The organism is Enterococcus sp. AZ009 (assembly GCF_050548785.1).
Lineage (GTDB): Bacteria > Bacillota > Bacilli > Lactobacillales > Enterococcaceae > Enterococcus_D > Enterococcus_D entomosocium.
On sequence record NZ_CP172960.1, the window covers coordinates 652990 to 667934 of the forward strand.

Sequence of the window (14945 nt, forward strand, 5' to 3'; positions counted from 1 at the left end):
AGTATGACAGTAAGCAAAGGAAAAAGCAATGAGGAGGAAACAGAGATGACAGAAAAAAACATGAAAGCTGCTGTATTAAAAGGACCAGAAACGATCGAGGTCAAACAAGTCCCTGTGCCAAAAGTGGAAGAAGGACTGATCGAGATCCAAGTTTCAGCTTGCGGCGTCTGAGGCAGTGATGTGCATATGTGGCAAGCGGGGAAAGGTTGGGGCAAAACAGGGGAGTCCGATTTTATCATGGGTCACGAGTTTTGCGGTGTCGTGACGGATGCAGGCGATAGTTCCTTTAAAATCGGCGATCGCGTCGCTTTTTGGGCAAATCTTTATTGTGGAAAATGTGAGATGTGCCAAAAAGGGCAAGAGCATTTGTGTCGGGAAGTAAACGGCACCAATTATATCGGCTTTGTCTGCAATGGCGCCTATGCCGAACGGTTTGTCGGAAAAGCGTCCAATGCTTATAAATTGCCAGATACAGTTTCAGATACAGCAGCTAGCTTGATTGATCCCTTGATGGTTGCCTATCATGCCGTCCGTAAATCCAATATTAAGTTAAATGACAAAGTCTTGGTTTCTGGAAGTGGGATCATCGGGCAATTGATTGGCGAATTGGCAAAAAAAGCTGGGGCTTCTTATGTGGCCATGTCCAAAATCAACGATACAAAAATTGAGAAAGCCAAGGAATTGGGAATCTTTGACGATTACTTTGACGCTAAGGATCCAAACCGCGGGGAAGTATTGAAAGACGCGTCTGCTGGTGGGTTCGATTTGATTTTTGAAGCAGTCGGTTCCAGCAGTTCCTTAGCGACATGCATTGAGGCTGCTCGTCCTGGCGCAACGATCGTGGCGATCGGAAATTCCGTTGCTCCCGAAATTCCTTTTTCATTAAATCGGTTGGTCTTGCAAGAAATCAAGCTCATCGGCAGCGTTTCATGCACCCGCCAAGAGTTTGAAGAAACGATCGATTTGATTGCTAGTGGCATGATCGATCCCACAAAATATATCACGGATGAATACCCATTGGAAAAACTGCAAGAGGCGCTAGAACGCCAAACGTTAGAAGATGATCCATTGGTCAAAGCGGTTGTGAGGTTTTAAATCCGATCCAGAGAAGAATACCAAATGAAAATCGGGCACCGAGTATTGAACAAACATAGAATGATAGCTGATTCTGCTTAACATCTACGAGGTGTTAAGCTTTTTTATTTGAATCTGCAATAGAAAATCTGTTGCGCACAGGCAAAAGGTTGTGTGTATACATGGGTGTCAGCACTTTTCTTATTTGTCGCGTGTCGCAGTGCTATCATTTGATCCAGGAAAAGAATGGTGCTTGCCTTGCTATGGATTGAAAGAAAGCCCGCAGCAAGTTCAAAAAAGCAAAAGCGAACTTTTCTGACAATGGATGTTTCGTGCCACATCTTATGTTTTTAGAAAGAAGTTCATTTGACGTAGCGAAGAAAGGGGTTTCTGTTGTATGGTAGAATGAATAGAGCCAAGTCAGAAAAGGAAATGAGTGAAGAAATGGCATGAGGGAACTTCAGATGTCTTTTATTACAAGTCCGAGTACAAAGCGTTGGATGCAGATATTAACGATTATTGAACGAGAACAAGTTTTTAAAGTTGGGATTCTTTCTGAGCGATTGGCTATTTCTCAGCGGACATTGGTGAAAGACCTACGCTTGATCAAAGAGCATTTTGGCGAATGTATTGAATTGGTATCAGGTAATAGCGGATTTCATTTCGAAGAACGAAATCGTGTTCTCTTTAAAGAAAAAAAAGAGCAGCTATTAAATCAGGAAGTTTTATTTGAAATCATTGGGAACATTTTTTATGGAGAAGTAGTTGATCTGAATGAATTGGCTTATCGATACAATTATGCGGAAACAACATTACGAAGGTTTATTGCACGTGTGCAACCAGCCTTAAAAGAGTATGGACTTTCTCTAAGTTTCACACCGGTTACTTTGGTAGGCGATGAAGCAAATATTCGTAAATTCTTTTTTGATTTTTACTATGTAGGTGAGCCCACCCCCTATACGATCAGACCACCAGAAGGCCTGCATCATGTAATTCTAAAGGGACTTTCTGATAAATTGGGAAAATATGAAGTAGGGACTGGCTTGACGATCTCGGCTTTTTATTCACTGCTGTATATAACGATTGTACGGGCGCAAAAGGAGCACTATGTTTCGATTCCTGACTGGGCAAAAGAGCTTGTCTATCAAGAAAATGATTTTAAATTGCTAGAGATTCTGAAAGAAGTCATTTTCAAAGAGTATGGGGTATCTTTACCCAAAGAAGAACTTGCTTGGCTTCACTACATGATTATATGTACGCGGACAATCAATCAATACGATCGAGAAAAAACTTTTCTAGCTCGATTTAATTTCTGGCCAGAAGTGAAGCCGATCGTAAAAGCGTATTTTGCTGGTGCCGAATTTAAGGGCTGGGATCAGTCACTGCTAGAAGATTATCTAACCTCCTTTCTGGTGTCTAGAAAACTTAATGAAGTGATTTGTCCATCTTTGAACAAGCGACAAGCTGAAGAAGTCGCCTCAATAAAAACATACCATCGAGAGTCTTACTACAAAAATAAAGCATTTTTGGAAAAGTACAAAGAAGAGTTAGCTTTTGCGACAGAATTTATGGAAGATATTGCTATCAGTTTTACAACGGTAAGTGATTTACTGCGCGACTATTATCAGCCGAAAAAAAATATTTTGTTTCTTATAGAAGGGGACTCAATGGTCGTTCAAATGATTCGACTACAAGCAATTCGGCTCTTTGCAAACAAGTATCAAGTCATTTTTCTTTCATTGCACGAATTAACAGAAGAACGATTAAAAGCGGACCAGAAGGTTTTGATCGTCACAAATTATCGTCCCTATATCCTGGATTATGGTTTGACGGATGATTATATCTTGTTAAGTAGCATACCAACGAAGAAAGATTGGGAGCGTGTGATTTGTCGATTGTATCCCCAAACTAAAGAGTGCCCTCTGTGAAGTGAACCAAGTGAAGCAATAGTGAATGGGAAGTTAGGTAGTATTTTTTCGGACTGTCTTCTGGGAGGAAACTTTCGATTAACTGTAAAATCCGACACAAAAATGTACCGACTAGTTTTCATAGTCGGTACATTTTTGTAGCTATTTTTCATTTTATTGGTATCAAACAACTAGCGCTGCAGTCACTAATGATACCAATCTATTTAATCTTTTTTCCCCGCATTCTTCACGCTTTCTGCCACGACTTTAGCGACATCAGGCTGAAACGCATCTGGAATGATAGTGGTTGGAGTCAAAGCTGATTCGGGGATCAAACTAGCGATCCCTTGTGCTGCTGCGATCTGCATCTCGATCGTGATGTCTCTTGCTCGAGCGTCTAATGCGCCTCGGAAGATTCCCGGAAAGGCCAAGACATTATTGATCTGGTTAGGGAAATCACTGCGACCAGTACCGACGATAAAGGCGCCAGCTGCCAGTGCTTCATCAGGGAAAATCTCTGGCGTTGGATTCGCCATAGCAAAAATCACTGGTTTTTCTGCCATCGTTTTGATCCACTCAGGGTGCAGCACACCGGGAGCTGAAACGCCTACGAAGACATCTGCTCCTTTGAGGGCATCTTCTAGTGTTCCTGTTAGATGTTGACGATTGGTGACTTTGGCAATTTCTGCGTGATGGGGCGCAAGTTCATGGTTCGTTTCTGAAATGATCCCTGCTTTGTCGACAACAGTGATGTGTCTGATGCCAGCAGCCAAAAATTTTCGGGTAATGGCAAGGCCAGCAGAACCACCGCCGTTGATCACGATTTTGACCTCTTCAAAGGATTTTTCGATCAGCTTCAGGCTATTGATCAAAGCGGCTAATACCACGATGGCAGTTCCGTGCTGGTCATCGTGGAACACGGGGATCGGTAATTCTTCAATCAAGCGTCGTTCGATCTCAAAGCAGCGAGGGGCGCTGATATCTTCTAGGTTGATCCCACCAAAGGTTGGTGCGATCGCTTTGATCGTTTGAATGATTTCTTCGGTGTCTTGCGTATCTAGGACGATCGGAATCGAATCGATTCCGGCAAAGCGCTGGAACAAGGCCGCTTTGCCTTCCATGACCGGCATAGCTGCTTTGGCACCGATATTGCCCAAACCTAACACCGCTGAGCCATCGCTGATCACGGCGACAGTATTTTTCTTGGTGGTCAAGGTGTAGGCGAGTTCTTCGTTTTCAGCAATTGCTGATGAAACAGCTGCGACTCCTGGGGTGTAGGCGATACTTAAATCTTCTTTTGAATCAATAGTGACTTTAGAAACGACGGCTAATTTGCCCCCATTTTCCTCGGCTTGTTTCATAGCTGCTTCTTTGACATTCATCGTTGACATTCTTGATTTCTCCCTTCCGATTTCAAACAATTAAAATAATAGTCGTAAAAGTGCGGTCATTGAGATAACCGTGATCGCGCCACCCAAACGTGTAGCTACTTGGGCAAATGGCATCAAATTCATGCGGTCGGCGGTACTTAAGATCGCGACATCGCCGGTTCCACCCATTCCGCTTTGACAAGCAGAAACGATGGCTGCTTCGATGGGGTACATGTTCATAAAGCGAGAAACGATAAATCCCGTGGCAATCACAGTGAAAACGACGCTAATAACGACTAAAAAGTATTGCCAGGTCAGCATACCGACGACATCTTTCAAAGGAATATAAAGCAGTCCTAATCCTGCCATGAGTGGAAATGTAAAGTTACCAGAGATGAATTTGTAAAGCTGTTTTGATCCTTTTTGTGTTTCTTTTGGTACGACATTCAAGTATTTCAAGAAAGCGGCTGCTACGATCATGAGAACAGGTCCAGGAAACCCAGTGACGTGTTCCAGCAAACCGCCGAGAATAAAGAGCGTACAAGCGGTCAGCACACCGGCACCCATCAATTTGACGTCGATCGGTGATTGATCTTCAACCAACGCATCTTTCAAATCATCCCCATCACTCATTTTGACGAGTTGGCCTTTTCCTGAAAGCTGCGGTTTTTGTTCCCCTAAGCGAGTCAACAAGCCAGTACAAACGATCGCGAAAAAGTTGCCGATGATAGTGGCTGGAATCAACTGACCGACCAATTGCTCGCTACCTAAACCAGTGATGGCACTATAGCCTAAGGAAAGCGGTAAAATTCCTTCCCCAATACCGCCGGCTAAAACAGGAGTCACAATAAAGAACAAAGTGTGTTTCCAATCTAGCCCTAACAGGACACCGACAAGGGTACCTACGCCCATCGCTAAGACCATGCCTAACATCATAGGAATGATCATTCGCATCAACCCTTGGACTAAGATTTTGCGATTCATACCTAAAATGCTGCCGCAAACCAGACAGGCGATATAGAAATAAAGGAAGTTTGCTTGCTTCATTAAGATATTAGTTGAATCCAATACGTTTTGATTGATGAGATTAAAAAAGACCAGGATTGACGGAATCAACAAAGAAAAAATAGCGGGACCACCAAAATTCTTGATGATGGGGATGTTGGCACCAATCGTTCCTAATAACCAGCCTAAACTTAGGATAACGGCGAACCCTCCCAACATATTGACAGGCAGTTGCTGTAGAAAAGCAGTGATCAAGATAATGGCAGACATTACCAGATAGACGGGCAAAGTAACGGAACCAACATAGAAAGACCACCACTTTGCTTTGGTTTGCTTTTTTTCAACAACGGGTTGTTTTGCGACGACTTGTTTCATTCAAATACCTCCTTTGGATGTTTCCAGTATAAGGAAGCGCTCACAAACAAAGAAGATTATTTAACTAATTTAATTAAATACAACTTAAAAAAAGACCTTCGGAAAAAGATTCCTATGTTAAAATGAGCGTGTAATGAACGCTTATTAGCAATTGAGGAGGAACGACTATGCGAGAGCGGCCAGTTCGGCTGTGGGTGCTGTTAGTAGGAATTTTTACCAGTACCTTATGTATCGTTCTAACATTATTTTATGTACTGATGATGATGGAACAAAAAGAGCAAATGCACCGGGATGAAGAAACACTGCTGCTATCGATCGGTCGTCAGTTAGCATCAGAAGCGGAGGTCAAGCAAGCACTGCGGGAAAAGAAAGCCAGTCCCCAGTTGCAATCATATACCAATGAATTAGCAAAAAATTATGGGTTGGATTTTATTGTTTTGATGGATCAAGACGCTATTCGGATCACGCACCCAGACCCTGAAAAGATTGGTCAACCTTTTACAGGTGGCGATGAAACACCGGCAATTGAAGGCAAGGAGTCTCTCTCCATTGGCAACGGCACCTTAGGACAGTCCTTACGTGGGTTCGTTCCAGTGAAAGAAGATGGAGAACAACTTGGCGTCGTGGCATTAGGGATTAAAATGACTTCACTGCAATCGCTAATCTTACTATCGCAAAAAGGCTATCGGAAAGCATTGTTCATCAGTTTGCTATTAGGCGGGGGGATTGCATTATTCGTGGCATTTTATTTGAAACGACAACTGCATAATCTGGAACCGCAAGAAATCTCACGTTTGTTAGAAGAACGCAATAGTATGCTGGAAGAAACCAAGGATGTTGTTTTTGTCTTAGACTTAGCGAAGAACATCTTGCTGGCAAATCGAGCTGCCACGGCATTGCCGCTTGCTACTGCATCAGAAGATGGCTTGGTTGGCCAATCCCTGCTAACGATCTTGCCTGCTTTGCAGCACGTCGATTTTGACAAGAAGCAAGAGCGGTTAGTACAGCAAGAAGGGCAGAACTATGTCTTTTCATCGGCGCCGATCATCGTGAGAAATCAGCAGATAGGGCATATTATTTTTCTAAGAAATGCGACAGAGTCTTTATTTATTGCGGATCAGTTGGCAAATACGACAGCCTATGCGACGGCACTGCAAAGTCAAGCCCACGAATTTATGAACAAGCTGCATGTCATCTATGGTTTGGTGGATTTAGAAGCCTATGAAGAGTTGACGATCTATTTGGATGATATTTTGAAACCAGAGAAAGAATTTGCTCATCGGCTAGCGATTCTTATTAAAAATCCGTTGTTGGCAGGGTTTTTGATTGGCGAGCGGCAAAAATTTTTAGAAAAGAAATGCCAGCTATTGTTAGAAATTTTTCCAGAGATTCCCCAAGGGGCCGTTGCACATGAAACCAAAGTCTTATTAAACCTTTATCAATATATACATCATCTTTTGCTGCAAAAGCATTTGACTCAAGAGGTATTTATGAAAATCGAGTACCAAGAAAATCAGTTGCAAACGAGTTGGCAGCTAGCGGAAGAAATGTTGACACCAGCGGAACAAGTGACTTTACAACAAGTAGGCTATTTTCAGCAATTACTGCATGAAGTCAATGGGACGATTACTTTTCAGGAAGCGCAAGGTGTTTTGGAAGTGACGATCACGAATGATTATCGGAAGGAGCAGCTATGAAAGCCAATATTTTGATTGTTGAAGACGATCCGATGGTTCAATTTATTCATCGCAGCTATTTAGAACGTTTAGCGGTTTTTGAGCGAATTTTTTCGGTGGAAACAGTGGAAGAAGCACAAGAAATGCTGCAAAAAGAAACCATTGAGCTGCTCTTGTTGGATATCCATTTGAAAGATGGCAATGGCTTGGAGCTGTTGCAAACATTACGGGAACAACAACAGGCTGTGGATGTGATCATGATCACGGCTGCCGATGAAACACGATTGATCAGCCAAAGCCTACATTTGGGGATGTTGGATTATTTGATCAAGCCGTTTTCCTTCGAACGATTTGCCCAAAGTATCCAAGTATTTCAGCAACGACGGGAAAGCCTCAAACATCCACGGATCGCTCAGCAACAAATCGATCTGCTGCTGCAGGGAAACCAAAAAAGTCCGTGGATCGAACTAGAAAAAGGGTTGACAGAAGACACTCTTCAGCTGATCCAAGAAACGATTCGTACCATCAAACAGCCATTTACAGTCCAAGAATTGGCGCAAGCTTGCGCATTGTCCCATGTATCGGTAAGAAAGTATGTCGCCCACTTAGAAAAGACCAAAGCCATTCGCAGTGAAAATGTGTATACAAAAATTGGGCGTCCGTATAAACAGTATTTTTTGACATATGCAGAAAAGCAGACAACGGATTGAAAAATGAGCTCTCATTATCAGCTGCGATAAATGCATTTAATAATCAAAATACGAGTATTTTTCTATTTTTGTTAAGATTTTATGATTATTATTTCAATTAAACCTATTCTTTATTAGACTGATTGATAAAGAAGGAGGAATAAAATGAATAAAAAAACACTGATTTTACCAATAATCTTAGTTACTTTAACAGGGTGTGGGGCTCAAAATGAAGACGACACAGCACAAGCAGATACGGTTGAAGTGCCAACGATCACTCTCGCTGCAATCGAAGAAGCACAAGAAGCTTGGGCTGAGAGCATCGTAGCTATTGGGGAAGCAAGTACGCAGAGTGAGGAAGCTGCAGAAGAACAAGCTAAAGAAACCCTTGATACGTTGTATGCATTTGATGAAGGAACAGTCCTTTTTAAACCAACGAAAGCTGCTGAAATTCCTTTCCGCTCAACAAAGGAAGAAGCTTTGTCTTATTTCGTTGGTGGTGATATTGAAGAAGACAGCGGGTTTGCTTTAGAGCCGTGGACAAATGTACGCTTTGACAATCACGATACGATTCTAAATGGTGATACAGCACTTTCTTCAGGAAACTATTATTTTACATCCGGTGAGACCGGAGAAGAGGTAAAGGTCGAATATACATTTGGGTATATGTTGGATGAAGACGGCAACGTTCGAATCCAGTTGCAACACTCGAGTGTTCCTTTTCGTTAAAGGAACTAGCAACAGATTTAACTATTGGTTGTATAAAAGTAATACTGTATTGAATGAATGAAACAAAACGAGACGACGAAGTACCTGCTTTCATTACTTCGTCGTCTCGTTTTGTTGGAGTGATTTGAGCAGAGCAATCATTATTTTTGCGATTGGAATACTTCAATCGCCTGATGAATTGCTAACAAATCAGGGACGGTGACTTGTGCATTGATCAATAGGACCGGTGCTTTTTCATAGGTTTCAGACAATGGAGTGGTGCTTAGACAGAGATCGTAGTCGTCGTCGACAAACTGATCACGAATATCAAGGTTGTAGAACCCTTGAAAGGGCGCTTTGATCAGTTCTCTGATGGTCAGTGAAATCGCCAGCGGCAAGTCTGTTTCCAGTTTGATCTTGATTTTCTGCTGAAAAGTAGCTGGCGGTAAAATCAGCGTCCACGCCATAGCGATATGAAGAGAAAATCCGCTTTGTTTCAGCGGCTCTTTTTGGTATAACGAAGTTTTTATCACTAGCTTTTCGGCTTGCTTTTGCAAATCAGGAAAATGTTCTGTTAAAAACTGTGCAGTATTATAGCCGGCTAATGTATGGTCGACCGGTCCAAACAATTCGACAGTCAAAAGCCCATTCAAGAGGGTATTCACGATCCTACTTTTGCAAGGGCGGGTCAACTCGGATTTTGGTGCGAACGCGGTCATCGACCAGAGAAGTTTTTGGATGCTCGTCGTTGGTTTTTTTGGGGAAAACGCAGCGTCCAGTTGCGCATCGGCAAACGTTCGATCGAGATTCGATGTTAGCCATAGAAAACAAAAGCGGCGTTCATTCTCATCAAGAAAGAAGTGTTCCGCTAGTTCTGACGATAAATGATTGTAGATGGCGGTCTCTTCATCAATCAGGGATTGAAACAGGGAAAGATCTTCCCCAATCAAAGGGGCTTCGATCGCTACTGCTTCTGCTGAAATCCGTTGTCCTTTGCGAAACCGCAAAATAGTGACAGCCAAAATGTATGTGGTCATTTTCAATTCGATCGGGTTAAAGGGAATCTGATTGTTTTGGTAGAAGTCTTGTGCGATGGTTTCACATTTTTTCTGGGAAAGACCAGTAAAGGGCCAATGCAGACCGGCAAATGTTCGCCAAAAGAAGACCATCATAAAGTAGCGGATACGGGCTTCGCTGCCTACGAGTCGAACCGTCCCTTTTTGCTTTTGCAGCTGAAATCCAAATGGAGCAAGCAGTTTTTGCAACGCATAGATTCGTTTACGAACGGTTGATTCGGAGAAGTAATGGTCAGCGGCGAATTGGATCAAATTGATCTCACTTTGCAGCAAAAGGGTTTCCAGTAAATAAAAAAAGGGATTCGCTTCCAGCAACTGCCGACTCAATCGCTTGTAGTCTCGCTTAGTCCCAATGAAGGATAACCCAAAGCCGTGTTTGGCAACCAAAAGCGGTGAGGGATCGTCTTGTAAGGAAAGCGAGCGTTTGCTTAAAGTGTCGAAGCTTTTTTGGATGGAGCGGCGATCAAAAGCCAACGCTTGACTGATCTCTTCAATGGGAACAAAACGTTTTTGAAGATACAAAAACCGCAACAAGTCGATATCTCTCTTGAGAGTGTGTCCAAAAAATGGATAAAACCGTTCCATAATTCAAGCTCCGTTCTAAAGGTTTCTCTATGTACTCGATTCTCTTATGATAGCACAAAAAACGTGATTTTTTTGTAAATGAAATCAGCAATTTTTTGTCTCCTTTTCGCAGCAAAACCTTCTATACTGTTTTCTGACAAAGACTCGCTTTCCTCAGCATTCATGGATCTGCTGAGGAAAGCAGTGCGGAAATAAAGGAGCGAAAGTGATGAAACACAAAAGAGGTTGGCAAAAGCATGCAGGGATTTTTTTCCTGTTGTTGATGGGGGTTCTCATGGGCAGTCTGACTGTAAACAGTGAAACCACCACGTATGATTTTGACTATCAAACTGATGCGACCGGACAGTATTTGACAAATGGAACGGCGCAAGGAGATACGTACAACTACAAGTATGGACAGGCGCCGGGGGTTGCTTTTGATGAAGAGAACTATGTCAATTATGCTGATGAAGCTTATCTGAAAAAGAGTGTCAAAGAAGCTGCGGGTCAAGGACTATTTGATGTAACGTTAGCTATCAAAGGCAACCAGACCAGTACCCCTGTTGATCTGGTCATGGTGATTGATTACTCATCCTCCATGACTGGAGAAAAATTGACCAACGCCTTGTTGGGGCTGCAACAGTTTGGAAATGAATTAGCTGATTCGCTAGCGAATGGCTCCATTCGGATCGGGATCGTTGCCTACAATCGAGAAGTTTACACTACCAACGGTTTTTCTACCGATATCGCCTACTTGGAACAATTTCTGCGTGAGACGGCCGAGTCCCATTCTGGAACTTTTATGCAAAAAGGCTTATTGGCTGGACAACAACTGTTACTGGAAGAAAGTCGTCCAGAAGCGGAAAAGCTGTTTATTCATATCGGTGACGACAGTGCCAATCGTAGTTATTTGCCAGTAGATGATGCAGCGGTTTATCAAAATACCGGCGCAATCAGTGACTATAACGGTTATCACACGGAAAGCTATGTTGAAGAATTTCAAACGTCAGCCAATGCTTACCATACGACAAGTAAAAATCCATCAGATTCGCAAGCCATTCCTGTTAGCAACACTGTGGTGACAGACGAGACCCTTGGCACGATCGTCGCGCTTAAAAAATCTGGTTTCACCTATTATTCGGTAGCAACGGCGCCTTCCGCACGAGGGGAATACATTGGGCGCAATCTGGCGTCTGCACCGAGCAATTACTTAACGACGGATGAAAACCTGAGCGGGTTGGGTTCAGCATTGACAGAAATCGCCAATCATATCGATAAAACCATCCCTGATGGGACGATTACAGATCCGATGGGAGAGGGCATTCTTTTGCAAGGGGCAGGTAATTTTGATGCTGATCAGTATCAGTTAGTCGGATGGCGCAAAAATGCGCAAGGAGAGTGGGTCGAGGCGCCGGAAGTTGCAACTGGAGTAACCGTTTCTGAAAAGGATCAGACTATTACCGTCAGTGGGATAGCCTTAGGTGAAAATGAAAAATTGACCTTGACCTACCAAGTTCGCTTGAATACGGAAGCCCCAGATTTTAAAGGAGAGGCGTGGGTGTTGTGCAATGGCCGTACGACCTTAACACCAGCAAGCGATGATGAAGCGTTGGATTTTCCGATACCTTCCATCAAGGCACCCAATGTTTCCCTTGCTGTTCTCAAAAAGTGGGTCAATGTCTCAGCAGCTGAGATTCCAGACCAAATCGATTATCAAGTCAAAAGAACCACCACTACGGCAGCAGACAGTTGGCAGCAGTCAGACCGTTTGACCCTTGAAAAAGCCAATGATTTTCAAGCATCATTAACAAAGATACCCGTTGCTGGTCAAATGGCAGACTTACCAAAATACAACAATCAAGGGGAAGACTTCGTGTATCAGGTTGAAGAAGTCAATATCCCCGACGGCTTCGAAAGCAGTGTGACGACTGAGGGAGATACCCTTGTAATCACCAATACAAAAAAAGAAACCGAACCAAGTACCACGGAACCAAGCACAACCGAGCCAAGTACCACAGAACCAAGCACAACCGAACCAAGCATTACCGAACCAAGTACAACGGAGCCGAGTACCACGGAACCAAGTACCACAGAACCGAGTACGACGGAGCCAAGTACCACGGAACCAAGCACAACCGAACCAAGTACAACGGAGCCAAGTACCACAGAACCAAGCATTACCGAACCAAGTACAACGGAGCCGAGTACCACGGAACCAAGCACAACAGAACCGAGCACAACAGAACCAAGCACAACGGAACCAAGTACCCCAGAACCAAGCATTACCGAACCAAGCACAACGGAACCAAGTACAACGGAACCAAGTACAACGGAGCCAAGTACCCCAGAACCAAGTACGACCGAGCCAAGTATAGCAGAACCAAGTACAACGACCACAAACCATGACGGTGCCACGCTAGTAAATCCCCATGAGAGCCAGTCTACTGAAACAAGTGCTAGTAGCGAAACCACGAAATCTTCCAGTCAAGAAAAAGCAAAGGCTCTTCCTCAAACGAATGAGCAACGAGCTGCATGGCTGGTGATTCTAGGCGCAATCATGGTAGGCGGTGTGTTTACAAGCGTACTGAAAAAGAAATAGGAGTTAGCTCTAACTTATAATTCTATAAAGTCAGCTAGACAAGTGTCTAGCTGTTTTTTTGTGCTTTAGGCAGTTGAAATCGGCGCTGTTACTAAAAAAGCTGCGGCTTATTGGTGAGTACAGCTAGCAATTTATAAAAGAGAAACAATAAACAAAAACGTATCTGAACTATTTAAAATAACACCTAATATTTACCGTTGAGAGCCCGCAGAACAAATGATTCTTTGCGGAAAGTCAATATTTTTGCACCCTCGTGTGCAAATGCTGGATAAAAAATAGGTGGTAATTTTGTTAGAATCAAACAAGAAACATTGCAATGACTCGAAGGCAGCACTAAAGGAGGGACCTACGATTTGATGAAAAATTTATAGGAAATTTGCTAAAGGAGATTACGCCCGTGAACAGTCTTACATTCCAATTGGTAACGAACTCAGTGAATCGAAGAAGCCTTATACTATTGGCGTACATGGAAAACGAACAGATTTTGAGTGTCAAACAGCTCTCAGAAAAAGCGAGTATTTCTCGGCGGACGATCTTAACGGACTTAAAAGCACTACGCACATTTTTTGGTGATGCGATCTCTCTTGAAGGGACCCATCACGGGATGAAGTTGGTAATCAATGATCATGGTGAATACTATAAAAAACGACGCTCCTTCTATGAGCGAGAACCACTTATTTTATTAGTACAAGCTTTTTATGCGGGACAAACGTTTCCTTTTTTAGCTTGGATTCGAGCCATGCATATTTCAGAATCAACGGCAAATCGACTCATAAAAAAATTACAGCTGATTCTTGATGAATACGGTTTGGTGGTAACCAAAGCACCGATTGGGCTGATGGGAGAAGAGATCAATCAGCGAAAGTTCTTCTGGGATTTTTATTGCGAAACGCACTATTTTGAGTTGCCGGTCATTGAACATCAGCTTCAAGAAACGCTTTTAAGAAGAATTGAGCAAAACGTGGGGATCGTTTCAAGAAAAAAGGTCATCAATATTATTCGTTTGTCTGTTCAGCGTGCCACTTTTGGAACCTTGATATTTGATCCTGAGATCCTAGCATTGATCCAGCAAGATCCGCTTTTTTTGACGATCAGTGAAACACTTCAAGAAAGCAGCAGTCTCCAACCCATTGCGAAAAAACGGCTCGTTCAGGAAGCGTGCTTTATTTACTTAATGCTTTATGCGCAGTGGGCGCTTCGAGGGAAAACGAGGATTCCTCTCAATACCTTTTCAAAAACGAGTAAGCGATTCGTTGAACTCTTTGTTGCTTTTTTTGAACAGCACAATACTTACCTTGACGAGCCTTGTGGAATTCAACAGGTCGTGGAAGATTTTTTAGTCCGGCAATATGCAAAAGTTGGCTTAGCACCTATCTACTTAAAAAATCCGGATAGTACGAATCAATTTGTGTTTTCTTTGCCTTTTGATCTATATGAGCCTTTGATTAGGTTTATGGAAGTGAATGAGATTCCGCAATGTTTCAAAAATCAATTTTTGAGGGACTTTTGTTGTTCCTTCGTTCTCTATCTTTTTGGCAATCAATTGATCCGGGTTTCACAAAAAATCGTGGTGTTGCTTGCCAATAATTATGTGATCGATGAATGGGTCTACAGTATTTTTGAACATCATTTTAGTGGTCGAATGGCTGTGCTCTATGAAGAACAATTAACATCGGAACAGATCAACCAGCTTGACTGTGATATTTTGATCACCAATATCATTCCATTTGATTACTCCATAGAAAAGCAACCGCAGGTATTTTTTTTGCCTAAATACATTGGGTATAAAGAAGCGATTAAAATGGTTGTCTCCATCTTAAATGAAGGATTGGAGGACTTCGTCTGTGTCTGAAGTATGTTTTTTGAAAGAGAAAAAGGGGCGAAAGGAAAATGAGGGGGAAT

General features: G+C 42.8%; 9 protein-coding genes and 1 pseudogene. 7 read left to right on the plus strand and 3 right to left on the minus strand.

Going from position 1 to position 14945, the window contains the following annotated elements; translation table 11 throughout:
* Nucleotides 1-3 precede the first annotated feature (3 nt).
* Both IGJ74_RS03075 and IGJ74_RS03080 read left to right on the plus strand, forming a co-directional pair.
* Nucleotides 4-1095, plus strand: a pseudogene (locus IGJ74_RS03075) (zinc-dependent alcohol dehydrogenase).
* A 428-nt stretch (nt 1096-1523) separates the two neighbouring features.
* Nucleotides 1524-3002, plus strand: coding sequence for a helix-turn-helix domain-containing protein (locus IGJ74_RS03080; RefSeq protein WP_086372631.1), 1479 nt, complete (start codon nt 1524-1526; stop codon nt 3000-3002).
* Between the two features lie 203 nt (nt 3003-3205).
* On the opposite strand, the gene IGJ74_RS03085 is transcribed toward IGJ74_RS03080, so the two are convergent.
* Entirely contained in the window at nt 3206-4372 is a 1167-nt protein-coding gene (locus IGJ74_RS03085) for an NAD(P)-dependent malic enzyme (protein ID WP_087665098.1), read from the minus strand.
* 30 nt (nt 4373-4402) lie between these two features.
* A complete protein-coding gene (locus tag IGJ74_RS03090; RefSeq protein WP_087665099.1) occupies nt 4403-5731 on the minus strand; it encodes a 2-hydroxycarboxylate transporter family protein in 1329 nt (442 codons plus the stop codon).
* A 167-nt stretch (nt 5732-5898) separates the two neighbouring features.
* Between IGJ74_RS03090 and IGJ74_RS03095 the strand changes: the two genes are divergently transcribed.
* The 3 genes from IGJ74_RS03095 (at nt 5899) to IGJ74_RS03105 (ending at nt 8825) form a co-directional block, all read left to right on the plus strand.
* On the plus strand, nt 5899-7428 hold the full coding sequence (locus tag IGJ74_RS03095; protein ID WP_042890088.1) for a Spo0B domain-containing protein: 1530 nt from the start codon (nt 5899-5901) through the stop codon (nt 7426-7428).
* A complete protein-coding gene (locus IGJ74_RS03100) occupies nt 7425-8117 on the plus strand; it encodes a response regulator (protein ID WP_008378031.1) in 693 nt (230 codons plus the stop codon). The genes IGJ74_RS03095 and IGJ74_RS03100 overlap by 4 nt, the downstream gene beginning before the upstream one ends.
* 144 nt (nt 8118-8261) lie before the next feature.
* On the plus strand, nt 8262-8825 hold the full coding sequence (locus IGJ74_RS03105) for a hypothetical protein (protein WP_087665100.1): 564 nt from the start codon (nt 8262-8264) through the stop codon (nt 8823-8825).
* Between the two features lie 140 nt (nt 8826-8965).
* Here the strand turns inward: IGJ74_RS03105 and IGJ74_RS03110 are convergent, their stop codons facing one another.
* Nucleotides 8966-10465 (minus strand): helix-turn-helix domain-containing protein, encoded by a 1500-nt coding sequence (locus IGJ74_RS03110; RefSeq protein WP_087665101.1) that lies wholly within the window; start codon nt 10463-10465, stop codon nt 8966-8968.
* Between the two features lie 208 nt (nt 10466-10673).
* Between IGJ74_RS03110 and IGJ74_RS03115 the strand changes: the two genes are divergently transcribed.
* The gene (locus IGJ74_RS03115) at nt 10674-13043 is read left to right on the plus strand and encodes a VWA domain-containing protein (protein ID WP_207491136.1); all 2370 of its coding nucleotides are present in this window, start codon (nt 10674-10676) and stop codon (nt 13041-13043) included.
* A gap of 397 nt (nt 13044-13440) precedes the next feature.
* Entirely contained in the window at nt 13441-14895 is a 1455-nt protein-coding gene (locus tag IGJ74_RS03120) for a helix-turn-helix domain containing protein (protein ID WP_008378039.1), read from the plus strand.
* Nucleotides 14896-14945: the final 50 nt, after the last annotated feature.

Excerpts from the sequence above, each read along its gene's own strand:
- IGJ74_RS03080 (WP_086372631.1), top strand. The coding sequence starts at position 1,524 with ATGAGGGAACTTCAGATGTCTTTTATTACAAGTCCGAGTACAAAGCGT.
- IGJ74_RS03085 (WP_087665098.1), bottom strand. The coding sequence starts at position 4,372 with ATGTCAACGATGAATGTCAAAGAAGCAGCTATGAAACAAGCCGAGGAA.
- IGJ74_RS03090 (WP_087665099.1), bottom strand. The coding sequence starts at position 5,731 with ATGAAACAAGTCGTCGCAAAACAACCCGTTGTTGAAAAAAAGCAAACC.
- IGJ74_RS03095 (WP_042890088.1), top strand. The coding sequence starts at position 5,899 with ATGCGAGAGCGGCCAGTTCGGCTGTGGGTGCTGTTAGTAGGAATTTTT.
- IGJ74_RS03100 (WP_008378031.1), top strand. The coding sequence starts at position 7,425 with ATGAAAGCCAATATTTTGATTGTTGAAGACGATCCGATGGTTCAATTT.
- IGJ74_RS03105 (WP_087665100.1), top strand. The coding sequence starts at position 8,262 with ATGAATAAAAAAACACTGATTTTACCAATAATCTTAGTTACTTTAACA.
- IGJ74_RS03110 (WP_087665101.1), bottom strand. The coding sequence starts at position 10,465 with ATGGAACGGTTTTATCCATTTTTTGGACACACTCTCAAGAGAGATATC.
- IGJ74_RS03115 (WP_207491136.1), top strand. The coding sequence starts at position 10,674 with ATGAAACACAAAAGAGGTTGGCAAAAGCATGCAGGGATTTTTTTCCTG.